A 22819-nucleotide genomic window follows, 5' to 3' on the forward strand; every position below is an offset into this window, starting at 1 on the left:
TTCTCCAACGTCTTTTGACTACAACTTTGAGTTCTTCCATATCAAAGGGTTTCAGAATATAATCTTCAGCCCCTTCTTTCATGGCAGAAACGGCTGTATCTACTGTGCCATATGCTGTGATCATGATAAACATGATACCAGCATCGTATTTTTTTGCTGCTTTTAAAACCTGCTTACCGTCAATGCCAGGCAGTTTGAAATCTGAAATCACCAGATCAAATGAATGCTGCTTGATCTGTTTCAGGGCTTGTTCTCCGGACTTTGTGGAATATACATCGTACCCCATTTTTTTAATGACATGTACCAAGCCTCTGTTTAAAGTCATATCATCTTCCACGATTAATATTTTAAACGGAACCACACTCATATTTTTCTAGCCCCCAGTTGGAAGTTCAAGGGTGAAATTTGTCCCAGGTTTGCTCGCATCGTCCTGGGTTGCACTGACCACCTTTAAATCACCGCCCAGTTTCCTTGCCATTTCATAACTGATAAAAAGTCCCAAGCCCGTTCCCTCCCCCGGCTTTTTGGTTGAATAGAACGGATTAAATATATTTGACATATCCTCCTGGCAGATACCGATACCGGAATCTGTCACCTCAATTTTTACCAGTTTCAAGACTGGAATATAGCGGGTGCTCAATGTAAGAACGCCGCCATCAGGCATGGCCTCGATGGCGTTTGCCACAAGATTCGTAATGATGGACTGCAGGGTGCTGGGATCTGCCAAAACATCTGGGATATCAGGCATTAAAGTCATTTCAACATGAATATTTTTTGCGTCACAGTGAGGAATAGTGATTTCCATCAATTTTGTCAGAAGATCATTGCAATTGACTGTTTGCAGGTCACTTTGTGTGTGTCTTGAGAAATACAAAAGATTTTTTATGACACTGCTGCCATGCTTAATTTCATCAATCACAGTCAACAAATGCTGAGATATGCTCTCCTTGTCAAAAGGTTGCTCTTCCATCTCCTCAAGGGCAATTTGCGTATAAAGCAACGCATTTGCCAAAGGCGTGTTCAATTCATGGGCGAGGCCGGAGGTTAGAAGACCCATAGATGCTAATTTTTCTTTCTGAATCGCCTGAAATTCCATTTGCTTTTCACGCTGGTATTTTTCCTTGACCATATTTGCAATGGACGTTGATATAAAAAAAGCCAAAACCAAAACAAGTCCTCCGGTTATGAGGGCATAAAAAAATGCCTTTTTCTCCAGCGTCTTGATACGATTCAGTATCTCTACCATGTCCTGATCCGCCATTACGATCCAGCCAAACGGATCGACATTCTGGCTGGCCTGCAGAACAGATTTACCCCGATAGTCAATGGCCTGATATGCAGGCAAATTACCTTCGGGCAATTGTTTTTTCATTGAAATCTTGGTTTCAAGGATTTTGGCGCCAAATCGGGATGTGGATAAAAACAATCCCTCTTCGTTAACCAAATAGACTTCGCCGGTCGCCTCCATATTATTGTCTCTGAGCAACACACTTATTGATCTAAAGTCGATCAGGCAATATAAAAAATGCCTATCTTTTGTGACTGTACCCGATGACAGGGGTTTTGACAGCATTAATACTGGGATGTAATTATTGTTTTTAGTCATGCTGAATATTTTCGGCATTTTTATTCCCTGCCAGGATAGTGTATCGCATGCCGCCATCTCCAGAACTTTTGAATCAATCTTTTCTTCTCCTGTACTGAAGACGAATTGCCCGGATTGCGTCATGATGAAAACGTCAACATAGGGTCTATGCTGGTCGTTCACTATTTGATCAATATGAGCGCTGAAGTTTGTCTCTGAAATATCCCAAATACTGCTGATCAGATGAATATCATTCACCCGCTCTATCATGAACAGTTTAATGGCTTCAGCGTTTCTTTTGGCCTGATTGGTTAAATAGGACGCTGCTTTGTCTTCAATCATCTGCTTGCCTTTGGAAAACCCATTAAACCCCAAAAACACCAGTGGTACCAATGCAATTAACATAAATACAGAAATCAGAAGCAAACGAAATTTCTGAAAATACGACTCTGTAAATTTTGTATCGATAACTTTACCACCATTGATTTGAAGTATTAAATTTATATCACTAAAGTACTTTTATCATGCAAAAGCGTAATAACCAAGAAAGGATGACATGAAAAAAAAGCATTATAGGTTGGTGTCTGACAATCAAAATCCTAAACAAAGGATTGCTCCAAAATTCACCAGTTTTCAAAACGCCAACGGCCATTTGCGGTCATAGACTTTGAATGAAAAAATTGTTAAGGTTAAATTAGAGATTGTAAAACCGGGGAGTTAGGATTCAGACGCCCTACTTCGTATGCTGGATAGACTGGATTTTTCATTCGCCGTTTTTTTATTCGTTGGTGATTTTCTTGATCCAAATCAAGGCGGAGCGGCGAGGAAGCGGGTAGTATCTCCACAACATTAAGAGAAAAAGGAGAGGCTATGAATAAATCAAACGCAGAAAAAAACCGTCCGTTAAAGATCAGCCCGGAGCAAACCGTCCGCGAACTGGTGGTACAGCACCCTCAGCTGCGGTCACAGTTGGAAAAGCTTGGGATCGACTATTGCTGCGGAGGACTGCGTCCTTTGTCCGCCGCGGTGCAGGCGGCCGGGCTGAACTGGCGCACGGTTGAAGACAAACTGAAACAGGCCTGGAGTTCCGCGCAAAAAGAGGAGCCTGCTACGGACTGGAATGCGGCCACGCTCACCGTCTTGGCCGACCATATTCTCGACAAGCACCACGCCTTCACAAAGGAAGAGCTATTGCGTCTCGACGGACTGCTGCAGAAGGTTCAGCGCGCTCACGACGAAAAACACGGTGAGCTGCTGAATCAGCTGCGGCAACTGTTTGACGGGCTCGCTGAAGAACTCTCGGCGCACCTGCTGAAAGAGGAGCAGATTCTCTTCCCAGCCATCAAGGGCATTGATGCCTTTATGTCGGGAACCGGCCCTCGGCCGGTCGTCCACTGCGGAACAATTGAAAACCCGATTCGACAGATGATGCTGGAGCATGATTACGCGGGGAATGTCTTGGTAGACATCCGCAAGCTGACCGGAAATTACCGGCTTCCCGCCGATGGCTGCCGGACCTTTGCGGCGCTCTACGACGGACTTCAGGCTTTGGAGGCCGACCTGCACGAGCACATTCATCTGGAAAACAACATCCTGTTCCCGAAAAGCACGGCGCAGGAAGCGATGATAAATTCCTGATCCCGGAGTCGAGCGTTTGGTGTGGCCTTTTCCGGTAAGGATGAGTAACATCCAGGATACAGGAGGCATTTGATGAATCGAAACATAGCACAGAATATTACCGAACTGCTTGGTAATATACCCATAGTAACTTTTCGTACCATTGGACTTCAAACCCCGAGGGTACTGCAGAGGGGCTTTTTCTTCAGCATCAACAGTTTTTCAAAAAAACTGGTTGACAACTCTTGTTTAAAAAAAATAAAAGAAAGTAATTAATTACTATCTTTTATAGAGGTCCTATGAACTCATCAAATAAACATCTTCCGGCTGAGAAACGACGGATGGCGACGATAGAGGCGGTGGTAGAGTTGGCTGGTGAACAGAACCCGAGCGAGATTACCACGGCTGCCATAGCCGAACGTATGGGAGTGACCCAGGGTGCTATTTTTCGTCATTTTTCAAACAAGGATGCCATCTTACAGGCCGTTATGGAATGGGTGGCAGAACGGTTAATGTCCCGCATCGAAAAAGCAGTAAACGCAGAGTCATCTCCTCTTGCCGCACTTGAAAGCATGTTTATGGCGCATGTAGATTTTATAACAAAGCATCCCGGTATTCCCCGTATGCTGGTTGGGGAATTGCAGCGCTCTGAAGATACCGCTCCCAAGCGGATGGTTCAAACGCTCATCGGCCGTTATTCAGATCGCCTAAATCTTTTGTTTGACCAGGGAAAGACCTGCGGTGAAGTTGACAGAAATCTTGATAAGGAGACTGCGGCCACGCTTTTCATCGGCACCATTCAGGGATTGGTCATGCAGTCGTTGATAGCTGGGGATGTGGGTTATATGAGCCGCATTGCGCCAAAAGTCTTTGCAATCTATCAAAGAGGCATCAGGAGTGCATCATGAAAAAATTGCCTTTCCAAAAACGTACATTGGCGCTGGCAGCTGTACTTGTTCCTCTACTTGCTCTTTTTGTTTATGTAGCCTTACGTTCCGGGCCGCTTGCCCCGGTAGCCGTTGTCTTGGTCACGGTCGAGAATAAGAGCCTTTCCCCGGCACTATTCGGCATCGGAACCCTTGAAGCCCGTCATACCTACAAGATTGGTCCAACAGTTTCGGGACGGGTCAAGCGCCTGGACGTACACGTAGGAGATCGTGTCAAGGCTGGGCAAGTCCTTGGTGAAATGGACCCGGTAGATCTTATTGAACATATTAGGGCTCAAGATGCCACGCTGAAACAAGCAGACGCTCAATTAAACGAAGCGCAGGTGCGTCGGGATTATGCCCAGACACAGGCTTTGCGTTACGAGCAGTTACTTCAGGCACGTTCCACCAGCGAGGAAGTGGTAGCCACTAAGCAACACGACCTATTGGTTGCAAAAGCGGGGTTGATTGCGGCACGGGAGGAGGTATCCCGTTTACATGCCGAACGGGACGCGTTAGAGGCGCAGCGCAGTAATTTGTCTCTTATTGCGCCAGTTGACAGTCTGGTCGTTTCGCGTGATGCCGAACCGGGAACCACCGTGGTCGCAGGTCAGGATGTCGTAGAGCTGATCGATCCAAACACGCTCTGGGTCAATGCCCGATTTGATCAAATTCGTGCACAGGGTCTCGCCGCTGGTTTATCAGCCCGGATCGTATTACGTTCCCAGGCAGGAGAACAGAGGGCAGGACACGTTCTGAGAATTGAACCCATGGCCGACGCGGTAACGGAGGAAACGCTTGCCAAGGTTGTCTTCGATCAAATTCCTGATCCGCTGCCGCCTGTCGGCGAACTGGTGGAAGTCACGGTCACCTTGCCGACCCTTGGGGCAACGCCGATTGTCCCCAATGCCGCCATCCACAACATTGACGGCAGACTGGGCGTGTGGCAGGTCACCCATGACGATCTTCACTTTACACCCGTTTCACTGGGGATTGCAGACTTGGAGGGCCGTGTGCAGATACAAGAAGGGCTCAAGGCGGGTGACCGGATAGTGGTCTACAGCGAAAACACCTTGAATGCGCACAGCCGGATTCACGTCGTTGACCATATTCCGGGGGTGACGCCATGATCAGTTTGGCAGGACGCGACATCATGCACTCATGGGGAAAGTTCGTCTTTACCGGTATGGGCCTTGGGCTGCTCATCGGCATCACACTGTCTATGGCAGGGATTTATCGTGGCATGGTGGACGATGCCAAAGTATTGCTCGACAACAGCGGTGCTGAGCTTTGGGTGGTGCAGAAGAACACACTTGGTCCCTACGCCGAGTCATCAAGTCTATACGATGATCTCTGGCGTGGGATTCGAGGCATGGCGGGGGTGAAACGGGCGGCGAACATCACGTATCTAACCATGCAGGTGGCCAAACAAGAAGGTGACGTGCGTGCCATGGTTACCGGCATCACGCCCGGAGGGCCAGGAACACCCGGCTGGCCTCCCCATCTCGTCGCGGGTCGTCAGATTACTCGAAGCCATTACGAGGCCGTCGCCGACATCGCTTCCGGATTTAAACTTGGTGACCGTATCCAGATCCGCCGTAACCAATACACCGTAGTCGGGCTGACCAGGAGGATGGTCTCTTCCAATGGCGACCCGATGGTGTTCATTCCGCTTAAAGATGCCCAGGAAGCCCAGTTTCTCAAGGATAATGACGCCATCCGGAGGCAGCGTCGACGCACGGCCGAGGACCCTTCCTTCAACCGGCCCGAAGTGCCCGGTCTGTTTGATGCGGTTATTGCCTCGCAAACCACCAACCCTTACGTCAATGCTGTTTTAGTGCGGGTTGAAGCAGGCCATAACCCGGAAGAAGTCGCTGAGTCGATCCGCCGCTGGAAGCGCTTAACCGTCTACACCCGCAGCCAGATGGAGGAGATTCTGGTTGGCAAGCTGATCGCTACCTCCGCCAGACAGATCTTCATGTTCCTGGTGATCCTTTCGATTGTCAGCTCCGCCATTGTCGCCTTCATCATCTACACCCTGACGCTCGGAAAAATTCGTGAAATTGCCGTCTTGAAACTGATTGGCACCAGGAATCGCACCATTGTCGGCTTGATCATGCAACAGTCCATCGCTCTGGGTTTGATCGGCTTTGTGGTGGGAAAGATCTCGGCAACTTTATTAATGGCGCCAATCTTTCCCAAATATGTGCTGCTGCAACCACTCGACTCCGTTATGGGTTTTATGGCCGTGGTCATGATCTGCGTACTGTCGAGCATTATCGCCATTCGTGCCGCACTCAGGGTCGACCCGGCCGAGGCCATAGGGGGCTGATATGACTGCTAAAGGTATTCGTATCCAGGGATTAAAAAAACGTTATGGAAGCGGCGATACCGCCGTTGATGCTCTGAAGGAGGTAGACATGCACGTTGCGCCGGGCGAGGTCGTTGGACTGATAGGTCCTTCTGGATCTGGAAAAAGTACGCTCCTTAAATGTTTGGGAGCGGTGATTGAGCCGACCGCCGGAAAAATGATACTCGGAGATGACGTCATTTATGACGACGGGTGGAAGGTCAAAGATCTTCGTGCCTTGCGGCGGGATCGGATCGGCTTTGTATTCCAGGCACCTTATCTGATTCCTTTCCTCGACGTCACCGACAACGTCGCTCTTCTGCCCATGCTGGCGGGAATGCCAAACGCCGGGGCGCGTAAACGGGCAATAGAATTGTTCAAAGCACTTGATGTGGAACATCGCGCCAAGGCCATGCCTTCTCAACTCTCTGGTGGAGAACAGCAGCGAGTGGCTATTGCACGGGGACTGGTCAATCGTCCCCCGGTAATATTGGCCGATGAACCGACCGCTCCGCTTGATAGTGAGCGCGCCCTGGCTGTAATCCGGATATTGAATGATATGGCCAAAAAATTTGAGACCGCCATTATTGTCGTCACCCACGATGAAAAAATCATTCCCACCTTTAAACGCATTTATAACATCCGTGACGGGGTAACCTATGAAGAAGAAGGTGAAGGACGTGACTTCGAATGAGGTTAATCCAAAAAGGCCATTTAAAAAATTCAAGGAGCATTTTTATGAAAAATAATAATAAGATTGTTCATTATGCTTTAATAGGAGTGTGTCTTCTGACGTTTGCAGGATGTGCTGTTGGGCCTGACTTCCAGCGTCCAGCATCCCCTGATGTGAGTGGTTATACTTCCTCCCCGCTGGCTGCAAATTTAAATTCCTCCCCCACCATGCTGGGTGATCCACAAAACATTATTAAAGAAGAACGCTTAAATAAATATTGGTGGCGAGCGATGGGCACCGAACAACTAGAAACGCTTATCTGTGAAGCCCTGGAACATAACCCAACCCTGATGGCGGCAGAGGCTACCTTGCGTCAGGCCCAGGAACTTTATGCGGCGAAGGCTGGTTCGACACTTTATCCCCAGGTTGAAGCCAACCTCACCGGCCAGCGCCAGCGATTCAACCCCAATTCATCGGGGCTGACCGACGATGCCAGGGAATTCGGTCTTTACAACGCCGGTGTAGGCGTTACATATACATTTGATCTGGCCGGAGGTAATCGTAGGGCGTTGGAAGCTCTGGCCGCCCGAAGCGATTATCAGCAGTTCCAATTAGAAGGCGCTCGCTTGACACTGGTGGCAAATATCGTAACAACGGCCATTACTCAGGCAAGCCTGAAAAGGCAGACTGAAATTATAGAAAACATCTTAAAGTCGCAGGAAAATCAACTCGAACTTACCCTGGAACGTATTCGTCTTGGTCATAAAGAACCGGACGATGCGTTGGCCTTGCAAACACAGTTGGAGCAAACGCGCGCCCAAATACCGTCGTTACATTATCAACTTCAACAAAACGAACATTTTTTAGCCGTTCTTGTCGGTAAAGCTCCAGGAGAGAACCTGCTGCCGTCGTTTACCCTGGAGGATTTCACCTTGCCGCCGGAGTTGCCGCTGTTAATCCCCTCTGAACTGGTACATGCAAGGCCGGATATTCTCGGTGCGGAAGCGCTGCTGCATGCCTCTAATGCAGAATACGGGGTTGCAATATCGAAACTATATCCCCAACTCAACCTTAATACCGATCTTGGATCGCAGGCTCTGACGACCGGTGCGTTGTTCGGCGGTGGTTCTGCTGTTTGGAGTCTGGTGGGGCAGCTTACACAACCCCTGTTCAATCCGGGCTTGCCCGCTGAAAAGAGAGCGGCTCTTGCCGCCTTTGATACGGCTGCGGCAAACTACCGGTCCGTCGTTCTGGAAGCGTTTCGCAACGTGGCAGATGTATTGCGAGCACTGGAGAATGATTCAAAAAGGCTGGGGGCTCTTTCTGCCGCTGATTCCGCTTCTGAAAAGTCTTTAGAGTCAACACAGCGTCGGTATAGGCTTGGAGCAGCCAGCTATTACGATCTGGTTATCGCACAACAGCAACGGCTTCAGACCGAAGTCGATCTGATAGAAGGTCAAGCCAAACGGCTGGTCAACACTGTTGCTTTTTACCAGGCAATGGGCGGCGGATTAAATGGCATTACCGGAAGCACTGGCCATGTGTCGGAGGCTCAAAGCGCAGGGCGGATCTCCTCACGATAGTCATATGAGGATATGCTTGCGGTACTTTTTCATTACCAACTACAGAAAGGATCTTGCGGGGATAATTATGGCCGCGCCGTTCGAATGTTTAATGGTGGCCCCGTACTCCATGATGGTACCGATATTCACCATGTCTTCCCCCGTCTTTGTTGACGATTCCACGAAGAATGAAAACAACACCGTTATCAACCAGGCGATCTGTCCAGATAATCTTTTCAGGTATCGTTGTTTTTATCGGTATCAGATTTTATTTATTTGTCTCCTGTCTTGAAAACGGGGTGCTTCCAGAGATTGAAAGACCTGCCGGTGTTGAGGCTTTTTTACCTATTAGTGCCCTTGTGAGTCTAAAGCATTGGCTTTATACCGGCATCATTAACTCAATTCATCCATCAGCGCTTGTGTTGTTCCTAATCATCTGTGCCACTGCGGTGGTTACTAAAAAAGGCTTCTGCAGTTGGGTCTGCCCAATTGGCTTCTTATCAGAAGGTGCCGCCAAGCTGAACGGGATGCTGTTAAAAAAAACGCTGAGGCTGCCAGCCATTTTTGACGTTTTATTGCGCTCTTTGAAGTATTTGATCGCCGGTTTTTTTATCTATCAGATATTCTATAAAATGTCGGTCTCCAGTATAGAGCAGTTTATCCATAGCCCGTATAATCAATTTGCCGATATCAAAATGCTCAAATTTTTCAAGGATATGTCCACAACGGCTTTCATTGTTATCGTTGTGCTGATCTGCTTGACGATCACTATTCGAAATTTCTGGTGCCGGTACCTGTGTCCATACGGCGCGTTACTGGGAATTATCGGATTTTTGAGCCTGGGAAGAATTCATCGGCAGCCATCTCATTGCATTGATTGCGGCAGGTGTGAAACTGTCTGCCCCGGCAATATCGACATTCGGCAGAAAACGTGGATCAATTCCCTTGAATGCTCGACGTGTATGAGCTGCATTGAAACCTGCCCGGAAAAAAAGGTGTTGGGATTTAAGCTGGTACCAGGTCGAAAGTCCTTGGGCGCAATGGCCATCGCTATATTTTTTGTATTGATTTTTACAGCAGGAATCACTACTGCCGGATTGTCCGGGCACTGGAAGAACAACATTCCACTTCAGGCGTATTTGCAGCATGCTACACCTGATACGGCTCCGTCATCCAAAACGCTTAATCACATTAGTCCGGAAAAAATGCAGCGGATGATCCTGATGATGAACCAATTCCGGGCACAGAATATGCAGAATCTACAAAAATCAAACGAAGCTCAAAAATGACGACTCCATGGATATGCTGAACGGCCATTGCTGTCAACCCTTTACAAAGTCAAAAAAACCTCTCAGAAAAAAAGGAACAAGTCGATGAGAATTCATTATCTGCAACATGTCCCATTTGAAGATCTTGGCATGATGGCTCCGGTATTAGTGACGGGCGGCCATCAGTTAAGCAAGACACAATTTTTTAAATCCTGCACACTTCCGTCAGTTAACGATTTTGACTGCTTGATTGTTATGGGAGGTCCCATGGGGGCAAATGATGAGCCTTCCTATCCCTGGCTTTATGAAGAAAAAAAGTTAATTGAGCAGGCTGTCAGGCACAAAAAAAATATCCTGGGAATCTGCCTGGGAGCTTAATTGATTGCACAGGTGATGGGGGCGAATGTCCATAAAAATAAATATCGAGAAATCGGCTGGTTTGACATAGAAACCAGCAAAGCGATCAATGATACTATTCTGGCAGGTATTTTCCCGCAGCAGACATGTGTTTTCCACTGGCATGGGGATACTTTTGATATCCCAAAAGGAGCAGTGCATATCGCAAAAAGCCAGGCCTGTCTGAACCAAGGGTTTGTTTTTGGAGATCATATTATTGGATTCAATTTCACCTGGAATCAACACGGCAGACTGTCGAAAGCCGATTTTGAACTGTAAGGATGAAATTGACGGATCAAAATACGTTCAGTCGAAAACAGAAATTTTATCAACGGAAAATAATTTTTCCCACATCAATAAGATCATGCATGGCGTTTTGGATTCATTTACCCGGCAAACAGCAAAATAAATTTTTTAGAATGTGAAAGGAAAAATCCATGAAAGTTTTAAAACTCACAGAAACCAACGAATTTACCCGAACAGGGCAGATATGGAATCTGCCCCTACCCAATACATGGCCGAAAGGATGATCAAGGCCCTTTTGATAATAGATTGTGGGGTTTTGTTTTCCTAAAAAAATACTGGAAATCAATCGCGGTGCTGACCGGCGCCGTGCGCCGATCAAGCAAACGCAGTTTGATTGCTCGGTGTGCGGTGCCCGGTCCAGTACCTTGTGTACGCCCGGCATGGGCGTGAACTTATGGGGTGCAAGTCCCCTATACGTGAATCCTGTTAATGCATACAGCATTATCAGAAGTATTAGCCGAAAACAAGGGCGGAACCGCGAGGAACCGTCTGAAGGAAGTTGGAGTGCAAAACTATGAGCCGACGAACAGAAACAGCATATAAGGCCTGGTCTCCGGGTAAGCCAGCACAACATGTCGAAGCCCAGGATTCAGGAGACAGGGTAAATGCTGCGGTTGTGTAGTGACAGTTCACGTTCTTATCCGGGGAGATCTGTTTTGCATGCGTTGAGCACCTTTTGCAACAACTCCCGGCTCGGACCATACCGGGAAACCAAGGTCCAGGCATCACCGGCTGTCGCCGACGGTGATGAGACACGAACAATAGGCAGCACTTGCAAAAGACGTTTCATTGCGCCTTTCAGGGTAACCTGTCTGGTGACAGAGCAGAAGTCAGCAGACGTCATAGTAGCCAAACGCCGGGAGTAATGTCCCGGACATGGTGAAGGACTGAACATTAAGAGAAAAGGAGGTGTTCATGTGCTTTGTAGCTATAGTGAATCCGAATGGAGGAGTAGAGTACAAGCGCGTCATGAAAGAACCATTTTCAAATGATCATCTACTGGAACGTATCCTGTCAACGGAAAATGTCCACCAAGCCTGGAAACAGGTACGTGCCAACAAAGGGGCTCCCGGGATCGACGGTGTACCTGTCGATGAATTCCCGGATGCCTTCCGTAAGTTATGGCCGAAGATACGTACAGACTTATTCGAAGGGGCATACGTCCCTTCCCCTGTTCTTAGGGTGGAAATACCAAAACCGGACGGCAGTAAACGTCCACTTGGTATCCCAACAGTGCTGGATAGAGTTATCCAGCAGGCAATCGCCCAGGTCATGGGGTTAATATTTGATCCGCTATTTTCGGAATCAAGTTGCGGCTTCAGACCCGGAAGGTCGGCCCATGATGGTGTCCGGCAGGTAAAACAGTTCATAGGGCAGGGCTTTAAAGTAGCCGTTGATACCGATTTGTCGAAATTTTTTGATAAAGTGAATCATGATGTCCTTATGGTCAGGGTTGCCCGCCGGGTAAAGGATAAGCGTGTGTTAAGACTTATCGGTAAATACCTCCGGGCCGGTGTTATGGTCAACAATCGCCTTCAGGCAACACCAACCGGCGTTCCCCAGGGGGGGCCACTTTCACCACTGCTCGCTAACATTCTTCTCGATGATCTTGACAAGGAGCTGGAGAGGCGCGGTCACCAGTTTACCCGGTACGCTGACGACTGTGTGCCACGAAGGCAGACACTGTTGCAATAAACAGTGCAGCCATGCTGCACAAAAGATGAGGGAAGGCCCCTCGAAGCCGCCATGCAGGTGGAGGCTTCAAACCACCGTAAGCTGCGCCGGTTAAGAGCCGGGGTGGTGAGCGTTACGGAAAAGGCAGGACAAGATCTTGTCAGGTAGGTTCCAAGGAGACGAACGCAAGTGAATCACTATTGAAGTGTCGAAAGCGTAGGGATGAGGTCAAAACCGGGGGGTAGTCGTTAACCCGGGATAAGTTCGGCGGTTACCTGTTTACTGGCCGGGCGGCCTCCGGCATAAAGGTGGCGTGAACTTGGGACAGGCTTTTGTGTGGAACGTGGGAACCTGTCGCCCTGATGCTAAGGGAGAAATACAAGCGGAGGACCCGTAAGTATGAGAGTACCGATGCAGGGCACAGGGGCGGAGCGACCCGTAGTAGTGATGAAGATTCTGTAATGGAATTGGAGCGAAGGGGAAGCATTGACCAGCTTGAAGTAAAGAAAACAACTGGAAACAGGAGGATTGGATTGAACCAAGCAAAGCCGTTTTGTATTCCTAAACTTGAGGTTATGGAGGCATATGAACGGGTTAAAGCCAACAAAGGGGCTGCCGGTGTAGACGGACAGTCAATCGAAGAGTTTGAGTCTAACTTAAAGGACAATCTTTACAAGCTCTGGAATCGGATGTCCTCCGGCAGTTATTTCCCTCCTCCGGTAATGAGGGTGGAAATACCCAAGGGAGACGGTCGAATGAGGCCGTTGGGAATACCGACAGTGTCGGACAGAATCGCTCAGCAGATAGTCAAACAGCAATTGGAGCCGGAATTGGAAAAACATTTTCATCCGGATTCGTATGGCTATCGACCGGAGAAATCTGCTTTGGATGCAGTTGGGAAAGCCCGGGAGAATTGCTGGAAATATGACTGGGTATTGGATCTTGATATTAAAGGATTTTTCGATAATATTGACCATGATCTTTTGATGAAAGCAGTTCGGTATCACACGGATGACAGATGGGTGCTTCTGTATATAGAACGGTGGCTGAAAGCCCCTGTGATGATGACAGACCACACACTATTCCATCCAAAGAAGGGAACCCCGCAAGGAGGTGTTATCAGTCCCTTGCTGGCCAATCTCTTTTTGCATTATGCATTTGACAACTGGATGGAAAGGCAGTGCCCGGCCACACCGTTTGAGCGTTATGCGGATGATGCAGTGTGCCATTGTAAAAGCCTTGCCCAGGCTGAATATTTGCTTAGAAAGCTGAATGAGCGAATGGAGAATGTGGGACTGGAATTACATCCGGAGAAGACGAAAATAGTCTACTGCAAGGATACAGACCGGCAAAAGGATTATGCCCTGACAAGTTTTGATTTTCTGGGTTATACATTTCGTGCTCGGAAATCAAAGAACCGATGGAGAAAATTCTTCATTAATTTTTCTCCTGCTGTCAGCAATAAAGCAGCAAAAGCAATTCGGCAAACCTCACGAAAGTGGAATTGGCCCAGGCGCAGTGACAAGAGCCTGGAAGATTTAGCCCACATGTTCAATCCTGTCATTCAAGGTTGGATTAACTACTATGGCAGGTTTTATAAATCTGCACTCTACCCGGCCTTAAGGTGCCTGGATCGCCGGTTGGTGATTTGGGCAACAAGGAAATACAAACGTTTTAGGGGACATCGACGAAGGGCAAGTCAGTGGCTGGCTCGAATTGCACGAAGACAGCCAAATTTGTTTGCCCATTGGAGACTACTCTATGCATAGGCTGGTCAATAGGAGCCGGATGAGCGGAGACGTTCACGTCCGGTTCTGTGAGGGCCTGAGGGGGTGGTTCCCTCGGGCTACTCGACTTATCATTATGGTAAAAAGTTTGAGTGCCGGAAACCGTGTGATGGCCAGTATCAAGAGGTTCCTTGAAAATAAGCTTCGGCTCAGGATTAATGAAAAGAAAAGCAAGGTGGTGCCTGTGGAAGAGTGTGGTTTTCTTGGTTTTGTCTTTGTAAACGGCAAAATCAGATGGAGTGAAAAATCCTTTCTGGAATTTAAACGGCGGCTACGTCTGTTTACCGGAAGGAGCTGGTTTGTATCCATGGAGTACCGGTACAAGAAGTTAGCGGAATATGTGCGCGGCTGGATGAACTATTACGGAATATCGGAGTACTATCGTCCCATCCCGTTAATAGATGAATGGCTCCGCCGCCGGATACGGATGTGCTACTGGAAACAGTGGCGGTATACCCGTACCAAAGTCCGCCACCTGCTTAAACTCGGAACCTCCCAAAAACAGGCCATAATGACCGCTCTCAGCCGAAGGGGGCCATGGCATCTTTCCAGAACCATGGCTACGCAATCGGGCATGACCAATAAATGGCTGTCTGAACAAGGGTTAATATCTGTCAAAGACCAGTGGGTGAAAATTCATTACCCGGCTACGGCCCGGTAACCTTAATGAACCGCCCTATGCGGACCCGCTTGTGGGGTGGTGTGGGGCTGGGGGATTAAAACCCCCGGCTACCCGATTCAGGCGCCAGGGGCGCCGGGACAAGGTACTGGACGAAGTCAGCACCGCGATTCACGGCGGCGGAGCCGCCGTGAACGTCGCTAATCAGCCGCGCGGCTTTTCACATCGGCTGAATTTGCTTAGTTGGCTGTCATAGGATCATCATTTTTTCTTTTCCTCTTACAGGCCAGAGATAAAATTCCGATAACGGCTTATATCCAACGCCAATAGATCCGTCTACCATATACAATACCCATGCATAATTCGTATCATACATACTTGTGGTTGAAGACCAATAAAATTCCTGTACATCATTAAATAAATGACCATCCAGCAAAGCTGGAGAATGTTGGCTTATATCTGTTAAACTCTCCAGTTCAATAATATTGGGGATTCGCCAATCATTGTGTCCATATACCAGTTCTGTATTCATCTTTGAAATCAAATTAAAAGCCGAAGCCCAATCCGTCATTTCACTATGGAAAGTTGCATCTCGTAACCATGTCAGACCTGTATCATTGTCATAGATAGTCTGTTTATTTTTTATGAAACGATCCCTGGTGAACTCAATGCCTGCCTGTAACTCGCCATCTTGACCGGTATCATGACAATCTATAATAATACCGCTTTCATCAAAACAAGTCTTTTGCCCGGTCTGAAACAATTTGCTTTTATTTGGGCTTTCTACAGTTCGGACAGGCCAAACCATATATGAACCATATTTCATTCCCTTGAATACTCTGGCACCTCCCAAATGAATGTACCATGCCTGATCAGGCAATCTTGCACAAGTTGAAGAAGTCCAATAGTAACCGGTAAATACGTTTGTAAAAGGATGGTCGATTGGCAGACTTGGATTAATCGTATTATGACTCATCAAACTCAATAATTCTTTACGATTGGGGATTTTCCAATTTTGGTAGCCATAAAGGGTTGATTTGTTGAGCTCTTTAACAATATTTAAAGCCTCACTCCAACTCATGGGGAAATCTAATAAAGCGGCATTTTTTGTCCACATCAAACCCGTCTGCCTATCAATTACAGTTTCATTCTCTAACAAAAAACGATTCATTCTCCTCCTTGTTTTTAAATGAAAGCTCTCACGGTAGGAAAGCCAGTTATCGGCACCTATAAGTGCAGCAGAGAGGTCTCCCTGTCCCACTCTCTGGGCAGTTACCCGGGTCAACCGACAATTTCTCAGGCGAAACCTTCATCCGCTGGTATCCCGCGCCCTCGCGGCGCCCCAATATGTTGTATCCGGTACAGCTCTCTGAAAAACGAACACTTATAGACAAAAGGCTCGCTCGATTGTATTTCTAAAAGCGGTGCTATTGAGAAATTTATGTTACTAAAAAATGCAGCCGTTAGAACGAATCTTAAACGGTTGCATTCTTATTACTATGGGTGTCGCTAAAATACTTTTTATTGCTTATGTGCTTCAATTCCCAAGACTTTGTAACCCGCATCAGTTATCACCTGGGTAACAAGAGCCTCGTCCACGGGAGAATTTGAGTCCACAATCGCATGCTTTTCTTCAAGATTAACCGTGGTTGAAAAAATCCCCTCTACACCATTGAGTTTCTCTGTTACGGTTTTTGCACAATGCATACAACTCATACCATCAATGTTGATTTTTGTTTTCATTTCCGTCTCCTTGTTTTCAGATTTTATATTTTGATCAGGATACTGTATTCCTTCATCCGGTTTAAAATATCTTAATCTCAAGGCATTGGTTACAACTGATACAGAACTCATTGCCATGGCTGCAGCAGCAAACATCGGGTTCAATACCGGTCCTCCAAATAAATATAGAACGCCTGCTGCCACGGGAATCCCCGCTGTATTGTAGGCAAATGCCCAAAACAGATTCTCTTTTATATTCCGTAAAGTCGCCCGGCTCAGTTGTATTGCTGTCACAACGCCACTCAGGCTGTTCTGCATTAAAACAATACCTGCAGATTCCATAGCCACATCGGTTCCAGATCCAATTGCGAATCCAATATCTGACTGAGCCAATGCAGGTGCATCGTTTATACCATCGCCAACCATAGCCACAAACGAGCCGTCAGCTTGAAGTTGTTTAACGTTCTCCGCTTTTTCGCCAGGCATGACCTGCGATACGACTTCATCTATTTTCACCTGTTTTGCTATGGCGGCAGCCGTTAGTTTGTTGTCACCGGTCAGCATTACCGTTTTAATTCCCATCTTGTGGAGTTTTGCAATGGCATCCGCTGAATCGGATTTCACGACGTCTGCAACCGCAATGATACCGGCTAATTTCCCATCCAATGCCAAATACATGACTGTTTTACCTTCCTTAGATAAGATGTCGGCTTCTGGAATATCGTTTGCAGAGATATTATTTTCAGTCATGAATTCAATATTACCAAGCATCAGATTTCTATCATTTACTTTTGCCCGAATGCCCCGGCCTGCCACTGCAGCAAAATCGTTCAGCTGATGGAAGGGCGTATCCAGCTTTTCATATTCTTTTACAATGGCGGCACCTAAAGAATGTTCAGATCCTTTTTCTGCTGATGCTGAAAACTGTAAAACGTCATTTTTTTCAAAACCGTTAAATGCGATAACATCGGTCACCTTTGGTTCACCCTCTGTGATAGTGCCGGTTTTATCAAACACAATGGTTTTAACCCGGCTGGCGATTTCCAAAGGTTGACCACCCTTGATCAAAATACCCAGAGAAGCCCCCCGTCCCGTACCGACCATAATTGCCGTTGGCGTTGCAAGTCCCAAGGCGCAGGGGCAGGCAATCACAAGTACTGCAATAAAAATTTTCAGCGCAAAGCTTATTTCTGCACCGCCGATAAACCAGGCACTACTTGAAACCAGGGCGATACCAATAACCACCGGAACAAAATAGCCGGCAATGATATCAGCCATTCTTGCAATAGGCGCCTTACTCCCCTGGGCCTCCTCAACCAACTGAATGATCTGGGCAAGCGCTGTTTCTTTGCCGACTCGGTCTGCGCGGTAACGAATCGTTCCGGTCTGATTCATGCTGGCACCAGTAACGGTATCTCCAGCTGTTTTGTCAACCGGGATACTTTCCCCTGTTAACATAGATTCATCGACCGATGTGCGTCCCTCAAGGACAGTGCCGTCCACAGCAATTTTTTCTCCAGGCTTTGCCAACAGCACATCACCTGGAACAACTTGCTCAATCGGCACAATGGATTCCTTACCCTCTTTCACAAGGATAGCTGTTTTAGGCTGCAACCCCATCAGTTTTTTTATCGCACCTGATGTTTTGCCTTTGCTGACAGCCTCCATATATTTTCCAACCTTGATTAATGCGATGATCACCCCGGCAGTTTCATAATACAGGTGCATCACAAGGTCCGTCCTGCCTGTCAGTATCAAGACGGTATTAAACGCACTGTAAACGATAGCTGAGGTTGTACCTATGGCGATCAGAGAATCCATATTTGGATGCCCCCTGAAAAGGGCAGGATACCCTTTAACATAAAAATGGAGACCGCAAAAAATTATGGGAATCGTGAGGAATAGTTGACTCACAGCAAACGTTTTCGGGCTGTGCATCGGACTGATAAAGTCCGGAAGGGGAATGCCGACCATCTCAAGCATGGCAATAAGAAGCAATGGAATCGCAAAACCTATGGAAACAACAAGGCTGGTAAATTGCCGTTTAAGTTCTATGTTTTTCTTATTTTCAGACTCTTCTTCACCGGCTTCCACAAGTTGGTAGCCTGCTGTTTCAACCACATGGAAAATATCAGAAAGATCCAGTTCATTATCTGAAAAAGTTATACGGACTTTCTCGGTTGCCAAATTAACTGTTGCCGATTTTATCCCTTTCACATCGGCAATTGCATCTTCTACTCTCTTTACACATGCTGCGCAGGTCATCCCTTTGACGCCAAACGTCTTTGAATTTTCCGTCTTCTCAGGATATCCTTCGTATCCTGCTTTCTTTATTGCTGCTGTTAGATCCTCTATTTTAAATTTTTCAGGTTGGTATGAAACTTTCAACTTTTCTGTCGCAAAATTTACCGAAGCGTCTTTAACGCCCGGCACCTCTTTTGCGGCATTTTCGACATGACGAACGCATGCGCCGCATGTCATGCCATTGATATCTAATAGTTGGGTCTTAATACTCATAATGACCCCCCTTTTTATATTCGCTTGCTTAAGAGCTGCATTAATTCTTCAATCTTTTCTAAAATATCGTTTTCATTTTTTGACTGCACTGCATGCATTAAGCAATGCTGCATATGTGATTTGAGTATCTCCTGCTCGACTTTGTGAACAGCCGCTTTAACTGCTTTGAGCTGAGTTAAAATGTCAACACAGTACCGGCGGTCCTCTACCATTTTTTTGATACCTTTAATCTGTCCTTCAATACGATTTAAACTGGGTATCTGGTCTTTATATCCGGGGTTCATGTGCCTCCTTTATAATTGATATGTCATACCATATACTATGCCCTGGTAGGGTATATGTCAAGGTCGGCATTTCCCATGTGTTCTTTGTAGGTTCTCAATAGACTTCGATGGTGTGATCTTTAATTATAGCTTATATATCAATCAAGTCATCCAGCATCATATCCATGATATGGTGCCTAATAATTATCCGCCTTCTGCCTAAAAATTAACCAGTCAATTTTAATTAAGATCTCAAAAACATGGACATTGCATGTGATATCAGCATGATACAGTTTTGGCATAGTTGTTGAATTATACAATTACAAATGCGTTGGCATTGATTTTAGCAACCCAAATATAAAGGAGTTTATAGACATGACTAATCATTCAATCAAAAAAGTTTTTATTCTCGGAACCATCCTTCTTCTTACCGGTTTTGCAGCCTATGCATTTGCCCATGGCAGTGGCTATAACATGGGGGGCGGCTATCACAGAGGTGGTTACGGCATGATGAATGGCTCCCATATGGGCGGCCACATGTGGAATGATCTGTCCGTGGAAGATCAGCAGATGATGCACGACCAGATGAATAAATTTTTCTCAGAAACTCAGGAGGTTAGAAGTGAATATTACCAGAAACGCGTCGAATTGAATAAGGAATATTCAAAGCCTGAGAAAGACCAGGCTAAAATAGACGCGTTAGAAAAAGAACTGTTTGATCTGTCTTCAAAGATTGAAAAAAAACGTTTTGACCATAAAAGAGAAATGCAGAAGCTTTTTTCTGACAAAGCCCCTGGTTTTAATTACGGCATGGGCAGGGGTGGACACGGATACGGCGGCTGTTTCTAAACATTGATCACAATGTCGGGGTATACGTTTGACCTTACCCCGGCATTTAGTCTTTGGTTAAGTCGCCTGAGGAGAGCTTCAATACTAAAATGAAAGCAGGTGAAGATGATGAAAAATATAATTTCCCTTGGCATATGGGTATTAGCCATACTATTTGTATTTACAGGAAGTTCCATTGCCGGATGGGGTAACACCCAGGCCTTCTATCCAGGCGCTCACATGATGGGCGGCGGATATATGGGCTGGTCGATGATTTTTTTCTGGGTAATCCTTCTGGTTATATTAATCCTTGTTGTCCGGTGGATAATTAAGCTGAGCCAGTCAGACAATGCCCATCAGACCGCGTTGGATTTATTGAAAAAACGATTGGCAAATGGTGAAATTGATATCGAAGAATTTAAAGAAAAAAGCAAATTTTTATGACCATCCCTTCATTATTAAAGTTACCACTACCAGAATTAAAGTTATCTGTATTTCATTTGACCGGGATGTTACTGGAACCTGAAGAGACGATCTCCGTAATTTCCGGGACCAGTCCCTGGTCTGAATTCATGCGCTCGGATATTTTCCGGACAATGTAAAATCCGAAAACAAGACTGACAAATCCACCAATTATGGCTGAGAGGCTGTTGTCGATGGTCAAAAAATCCCCAAGAGAAGACCCGACAAAGGCCCCTGCAATCAGGAAAATAACTGGGATCAAATAAAAAGCGGCAGCCCCTTTCATGATTTTTGCCCGGCTCATACTGACCGTAACAATGTCCCCTTCCTCAGCACCTTTGGAATTGTGAACCCTGGCTTTTATTTTCGTTCCTGTCAGACAGGAGCGGCACTTGTCCACCTTCCTTGTATCACACCCTGAACAGGCACTTTTTCGATCCATGACGACCTGTGCAAATCCGTTCTTTTCTTTTTTAATAACAAGCCCTCTTGTATGCATCATATCTTCTTTTTTCATTGTTCGTCTCCTTTGCGTTGTACAGTCTTAAACTGTTTGTGACCACGGATATGCTGCTTGCTGCTATGCCAAGGGCTGCAAGATTAGGATGCAACTGCCTTAAAAATTCCGGGAACATGTCAAAATATTTATGATTACTTTTAATACGATAAAGAGCAAGACACGTGCCGCCTTATATTTTTCATTCAACAATTTTAAATAAAATAGAATATTGATCTTTGAGCTTGATGGGTTTTTATTTGATTAAGAAAGAGTGGATAATTTTTAGCCACTGATTTGGATAAAATATAGCCATCCTTATATTTTAAAATCTGTAATCAAGCATATCCTTTGCTGGATGGGATCAAGGGTATCAACCACCATCTCACAATTAATCCATGACGCCGTATTCTTTGAGTTTTAGGTGAAGGGTCCTTCTGGCTATACCTAACCGCCTGGCGGTTTCACTCTTATTGTTTCCTGTCTTTTCCAGCATTTTCAATATGGCAAGTTTTTCAATCTCGTGCAGAGATCTGTCTCCTAAATCGATTGAATTGTTGTTGCGATTTCCGGTCTCTGACGATTCGGCGCTTTTATCTTCGATCTGGATTTCATGGGCTCCCAGATAATTCTGGGTTGAAAGTATAACACTTCGCTCAATTGTATTCATTAACTCCCGGACATTTCCCGGCCAGTTATGATTTGTCAGCTTGTCCATTCCATCCGGGGTGAATCCCTTAATCGGTCTGTTGTTTTTTTCAGAATAGATCTTTAAAAAATGCTGTGCAAGAAGAGGTATATCGCCAGTCCTCTGCCTTAACGGAGGAACTTTGAGAGTGATCACATTCAAGCGGTAATACAGATCCTCTCTGAAATCATCGCTGGCTATCAGGTCAACAAGGTTCTTGTTGGTTGCCGCAATTATCCTGGTATCTATTTTGATTGATCTTTCCCCGCCAACAGGAGTGATTTCTCTTTCCTGCAGTGCTCTTAGCAGTTTGACCTGCATGGACATTGATGTCTCACTGATTTCATCTAAAAAAATGCTTCCATGGTCGGCCAGTTGAAATTTCCCTTCTTTACTGCGGTTTGCGCCTGTAAAAGCGCCTTTTTCATGGCCGAATAACTCAGATTCCAGTAATGTCTCCGTAATTGCCGCACAATTGATTTTTATAAAAGGTCCATTTTTGCGATGACTGTTGTAATGAAGCGCACCAGCGATCAACTCCTTCCCTGTGCCTGATTCCCCGTTGATTAGAACCGTGGCGTCTGTCCCGGCAACCTGAGAAACGGTCTGAATCAGTTCCTTCATGGATTCATGTCTGCCAATGATATTACTGCAGTCAAAATTTTTTCCAAGACTCTCCCTGAGCTGTAGGTTTTCTTTTTTGAGTCGGGTGTGTTCAAGAGAACGTTGGATAGTAAGTTTCAACTTGTCGAAGTCAAACGGCTTGGTCAGGTAATCGTATGCACCATTCTTCAAAGCATCTACCGCAGTTTGGACGGAAGAAAAAGCCGTCATGATAATTACGGGTATGGCAGGATTTATTTTTTTTATTTCGGCCAGGGCAACCAGTCCGGAGACTTTTATCATTTTAATATCCATAAGAATCAGATCGTAGGGCTTTTTTTCAACCAGATTAATGGCAACCTGCCCGTCGTCCGCTTCCTCAATGAGATACCCCCATTTGGCCAATAATGTTTTAAGCATATTCCGGTGAGTCTGATCATCATCAACAACCAGAATCGTGCTTTTGTTTTTTTTCAT

General features: G+C 46.3%; 23 protein-coding genes. 15 read left to right on the forward strand and 8 right to left on the reverse strand.

Annotation, left to right across the window (positions count from 1 at the left end; genetic code table 11):
• Together DESPODRAFT_RS06520 and DESPODRAFT_RS06525 are read right to left on the reverse strand one after the other, a co-directional pair.
• A partial coding sequence (locus DESPODRAFT_RS06520) for a response regulator (protein WP_245532030.1) occupies window positions 1-325 on the reverse strand: 325 nt, incomplete at its 3' end.
• Window positions 326-373: 48 nt separating this feature from the next.
• On the reverse strand, window positions 374-1927 hold the full coding sequence (locus tag DESPODRAFT_RS06525) for a sensor histidine kinase (protein ID WP_172635719.1): 1554 nt from the start codon (window positions 1925-1927) through the stop codon (window positions 374-376).
• Between the two features lie 528 nt (window positions 1928-2455).
• Here DESPODRAFT_RS06525 and ric point away from each other — a divergent pair.
• The 9 genes from ric to DESPODRAFT_RS19925 all read left to right on the forward strand — a co-directional run bounded on the left by ric (window position 2456) and on the right by DESPODRAFT_RS19925 (window position 10656).
• The gene (ric, locus tag DESPODRAFT_RS06530; RefSeq protein ID WP_004072330.1) at window positions 2456-3223 is read left to right on the forward strand and encodes an iron-sulfur cluster repair di-iron protein; all 768 of its coding nucleotides are present in this window, start codon (window positions 2456-2458) and stop codon (window positions 3221-3223) included.
• A 278-nt stretch (window positions 3224-3501) separates the two neighbouring features.
• Window positions 3502-4110: a TetR/AcrR family transcriptional regulator gene (locus tag DESPODRAFT_RS06540; protein WP_004072332.1), complete on the forward strand. Its 609-nt coding sequence runs from the start codon at window positions 3502-3504 to the stop codon at window positions 4108-4110.
• Complete coding sequence (locus DESPODRAFT_RS06545) at window positions 4107-5258, forward strand: efflux RND transporter periplasmic adaptor subunit (protein WP_004072333.1); 1152 nt, start codon at window positions 4107-4109, stop codon at window positions 5256-5258. Before DESPODRAFT_RS06540 ends, DESPODRAFT_RS06545 begins: the two co-directional genes overlap by 4 nt.
• The gene (locus tag DESPODRAFT_RS06550) at window positions 5255-6460 is read left to right on the forward strand and encodes an ABC transporter permease (RefSeq protein ID WP_004072334.1); all 1206 of its coding nucleotides are present in this window, start codon (window positions 5255-5257) and stop codon (window positions 6458-6460) included. Before DESPODRAFT_RS06545 ends, DESPODRAFT_RS06550 begins: the two co-directional genes overlap by 4 nt.
• Before the next feature lies 1 nt (window position 6461).
• Window positions 6462-7172 carry an ABC transporter ATP-binding protein gene (locus tag DESPODRAFT_RS06555; RefSeq protein WP_004072335.1) on the forward strand — a complete coding sequence of 237 codons (711 nt, stop codon included), beginning with the start codon at window positions 6462-6464 and terminating at the stop codon, window positions 7170-7172.
• Between the two features lie 44 nt (window positions 7173-7216).
• Window positions 7217-8734 carry an efflux transporter outer membrane subunit gene (locus DESPODRAFT_RS06560; RefSeq protein ID WP_004072336.1) on the forward strand — a complete coding sequence of 506 codons (1518 nt, stop codon included), beginning with the start codon at window positions 7217-7219 and terminating at the stop codon, window positions 8732-8734.
• Window positions 8735-8901: 167 nt separating this feature from the next.
• Window positions 8902-10002 carry a 4Fe-4S binding protein gene (locus tag DESPODRAFT_RS06570; RefSeq protein WP_004072337.1) on the forward strand — a complete coding sequence of 367 codons (1101 nt, stop codon included), beginning with the start codon at window positions 8902-8904 and terminating at the stop codon, window positions 10000-10002.
• Window positions 10003-10086: 84 nt separating this feature from the next.
• Complete coding sequence (locus DESPODRAFT_RS19920; protein WP_052314671.1) at window positions 10087-10359, forward strand: glutamine amidotransferase-related protein; 273 nt, start codon at window positions 10087-10089, stop codon at window positions 10357-10359.
• Window positions 10360-10656, forward strand: a complete 297-nt coding sequence (locus DESPODRAFT_RS19925) for a type 1 glutamine amidotransferase (RefSeq protein WP_052314672.1) — start codon at window positions 10360-10362, stop codon at window positions 10654-10656. It begins immediately after the preceding gene.
• 664 nt (window positions 10657-11320) lie between these two features.
• Here the strand turns inward: DESPODRAFT_RS19925 and DESPODRAFT_RS06580 are convergent.
• Entirely contained in the window at window positions 11321-11527 is a 207-nt protein-coding gene (locus DESPODRAFT_RS06580) for a hypothetical protein (protein ID WP_040015875.1), read from the reverse strand.
• Window positions 11528-11598: 71 nt separating this feature from the next.
• Between DESPODRAFT_RS06580 and DESPODRAFT_RS06585 the strand changes: the two genes are divergently transcribed.
• The 4 genes from DESPODRAFT_RS06585 to DESPODRAFT_RS06595 all read left to right on the forward strand — a co-directional run bounded on the left by DESPODRAFT_RS06585 (window position 11599) and on the right by DESPODRAFT_RS06595 (window position 14805).
• Window positions 11599-12378: a reverse transcriptase domain-containing protein gene (locus tag DESPODRAFT_RS06585; RefSeq protein ID WP_004072340.1), complete on the forward strand. Its 780-nt coding sequence runs from the start codon at window positions 11599-11601 to the stop codon at window positions 12376-12378.
• 3 nt (window positions 12379-12381) lie between these two features.
• Window positions 12382-12525: a hypothetical protein gene (locus tag DESPODRAFT_RS20270; protein ID WP_172635710.1), complete on the forward strand. Its 144-nt coding sequence runs from the start codon at window positions 12382-12384 to the stop codon at window positions 12523-12525.
• 194 nt (window positions 12526-12719) lie between these two features.
• A complete protein-coding gene (ltrA, locus tag DESPODRAFT_RS06590; RefSeq protein ID WP_052314732.1) occupies window positions 12720-14126 on the forward strand; it encodes a group II intron reverse transcriptase/maturase in 1407 nt (468 codons plus the stop codon).
• Window positions 14127-14145: 19 nt separating this feature from the next.
• Complete coding sequence (locus DESPODRAFT_RS06595; protein ID WP_245532031.1) at window positions 14146-14805, forward strand: group II intron maturase-specific domain-containing protein; 660 nt, start codon at window positions 14146-14148, stop codon at window positions 14803-14805.
• 208 nt (window positions 14806-15013) lie between these two features.
• Here the strand turns inward: DESPODRAFT_RS06595 and DESPODRAFT_RS06600 are convergent, their stop codons facing one another.
• The 3 genes from DESPODRAFT_RS06600 to DESPODRAFT_RS06610 all read right to left on the reverse strand — a co-directional run bounded on the left by DESPODRAFT_RS06600 (window position 15014) and on the right by DESPODRAFT_RS06610 (window position 19286).
• Window positions 15014-15934, reverse strand: a complete 921-nt coding sequence (locus DESPODRAFT_RS06600) for an Lcl C-terminal domain-containing protein (protein WP_004072342.1) — start codon at window positions 15932-15934, stop codon at window positions 15014-15016.
• Window positions 15935-16284: 350 nt separating this feature from the next.
• The gene (locus tag DESPODRAFT_RS06605) at window positions 16285-19002 is read right to left on the reverse strand and encodes a heavy metal translocating P-type ATPase (protein WP_004072343.1); all 2718 of its coding nucleotides are present in this window, start codon (window positions 19000-19002) and stop codon (window positions 16285-16287) included.
• A 14-nt stretch (window positions 19003-19016) separates the two neighbouring features.
• Window positions 19017-19286, reverse strand: a complete 270-nt coding sequence (locus DESPODRAFT_RS06610; RefSeq protein ID WP_004072344.1) for a metal-sensitive transcriptional regulator — start codon at window positions 19284-19286, stop codon at window positions 19017-19019.
• A gap of 354 nt (window positions 19287-19640) precedes the next feature.
• Between DESPODRAFT_RS06610 and DESPODRAFT_RS06615 the strand changes: the two genes are divergently transcribed.
• Entirely contained in the window at window positions 19641-20114 is a 474-nt protein-coding gene (locus DESPODRAFT_RS06615) for a Spy/CpxP family protein refolding chaperone (protein ID WP_004072345.1), read from the forward strand.
• A 105-nt stretch (window positions 20115-20219) separates the two neighbouring features.
• Window positions 20220-20537, forward strand: coding sequence for an SHOCT domain-containing protein (locus DESPODRAFT_RS06620; protein ID WP_170299812.1), 318 nt, complete (start codon window positions 20220-20222; stop codon window positions 20535-20537).
• Between the two features lie 52 nt (window positions 20538-20589).
• On the opposite strand, the gene DESPODRAFT_RS06625 is transcribed toward DESPODRAFT_RS06620, so the two are convergent.
• Together DESPODRAFT_RS06625 and DESPODRAFT_RS06630 are read right to left on the reverse strand one after the other, a co-directional pair.
• Window positions 20590-21072: a SoxR reducing system RseC family protein gene (locus tag DESPODRAFT_RS06625; protein ID WP_004072347.1), complete on the reverse strand. Its 483-nt coding sequence runs from the start codon at window positions 21070-21072 to the stop codon at window positions 20590-20592.
• Between the two features lie 370 nt (window positions 21073-21442).
• Entirely contained in the window at window positions 21443-22819 is a 1377-nt protein-coding gene (locus tag DESPODRAFT_RS06630) for a sigma-54-dependent transcriptional regulator (protein WP_004072348.1), read from the reverse strand.

This window comes from Desulfobacter postgatei 2ac9 (genome assembly GCF_000233695.2).
In the GTDB taxonomy this organism is placed as follows: domain Bacteria; phylum Desulfobacterota; class Desulfobacteria; order Desulfobacterales; family Desulfobacteraceae; genus Desulfobacter; species Desulfobacter postgatei.

What these genes read in the sequence shown, in the direction of transcription:
- DESPODRAFT_RS06525 (WP_172635719.1), bottom strand. Translation starts at nt 1,927, where the DNA reads ATGATTGAAGACAAAGCAGCGTCCTATTTAACCAATCAGGCCAAAAGA.
- ric (WP_004072330.1), top strand. Translation starts at nt 2,456, where the DNA reads ATGAATAAATCAAACGCAGAAAAAAACCGTCCGTTAAAGATCAGCCCG.
- DESPODRAFT_RS06540 (WP_004072332.1), top strand. Translation starts at nt 3,502, where the DNA reads ATGAACTCATCAAATAAACATCTTCCGGCTGAGAAACGACGGATGGCG.
- DESPODRAFT_RS06545 (WP_004072333.1), top strand. Translation starts at nt 4,107, where the DNA reads ATGAAAAAATTGCCTTTCCAAAAACGTACATTGGCGCTGGCAGCTGTA.
- DESPODRAFT_RS06550 (WP_004072334.1), top strand. Translation starts at nt 5,255, where the DNA reads ATGATCAGTTTGGCAGGACGCGACATCATGCACTCATGGGGAAAGTTC.
- DESPODRAFT_RS06555 (WP_004072335.1), top strand. Translation starts at nt 6,462, where the DNA reads ATGACTGCTAAAGGTATTCGTATCCAGGGATTAAAAAAACGTTATGGA.
- DESPODRAFT_RS06560 (WP_004072336.1), top strand. Translation starts at nt 7,217, where the DNA reads ATGAAAAATAATAATAAGATTGTTCATTATGCTTTAATAGGAGTGTGT.
- DESPODRAFT_RS06570 (WP_004072337.1), top strand. Translation starts at nt 8,902, where the DNA reads ATGAAAACAACACCGTTATCAACCAGGCGATCTGTCCAGATAATCTTT.
- DESPODRAFT_RS19920 (WP_052314671.1), top strand. Translation starts at nt 10,087, where the DNA reads ATGAGAATTCATTATCTGCAACATGTCCCATTTGAAGATCTTGGCATG.
- DESPODRAFT_RS06580 (WP_040015875.1), bottom strand. Translation starts at nt 11,527, where the DNA reads ATGACGTCTGCTGACTTCTGCTCTGTCACCAGACAGGTTACCCTGAAA.
- DESPODRAFT_RS06585 (WP_004072340.1), top strand. Translation starts at nt 11,599, where the DNA reads ATGTGCTTTGTAGCTATAGTGAATCCGAATGGAGGAGTAGAGTACAAG.
- ltrA (WP_052314732.1), top strand. Translation starts at nt 12,720, where the DNA reads ATGCTAAGGGAGAAATACAAGCGGAGGACCCGTAAGTATGAGAGTACC.
- DESPODRAFT_RS06595 (WP_245532031.1), top strand. Translation starts at nt 14,146, where the DNA reads ATGAGCGGAGACGTTCACGTCCGGTTCTGTGAGGGCCTGAGGGGGTGG.
- DESPODRAFT_RS06600 (WP_004072342.1), bottom strand. Translation starts at nt 15,934, where the DNA reads ATGAATCGTTTTTTGTTAGAGAATGAAACTGTAATTGATAGGCAGACG.
- DESPODRAFT_RS06605 (WP_004072343.1), bottom strand. Translation starts at nt 19,002, where the DNA reads ATGAGTATTAAGACCCAACTATTAGATATCAATGGCATGACATGCGGC.
- DESPODRAFT_RS06610 (WP_004072344.1), bottom strand. Translation starts at nt 19,286, where the DNA reads ATGAACCCCGGATATAAAGACCAGATACCCAGTTTAAATCGTATTGAA.
- DESPODRAFT_RS06615 (WP_004072345.1), top strand. Translation starts at nt 19,641, where the DNA reads ATGACTAATCATTCAATCAAAAAAGTTTTTATTCTCGGAACCATCCTT.
- DESPODRAFT_RS06620 (WP_170299812.1), top strand. Translation starts at nt 20,220, where the DNA reads ATGATGAAAAATATAATTTCCCTTGGCATATGGGTATTAGCCATACTA.
- DESPODRAFT_RS06625 (WP_004072347.1), bottom strand. Translation starts at nt 21,072, where the DNA reads ATGAAAAAAGAAGATATGATGCATACAAGAGGGCTTGTTATTAAAAAA.
- DESPODRAFT_RS06630 (WP_004072348.1), bottom strand. Translation starts at nt 22,819, where the DNA reads ATGAAAAAAAACAAAAGCACGATTCTGGTTGTTGATGATGATCAGACT.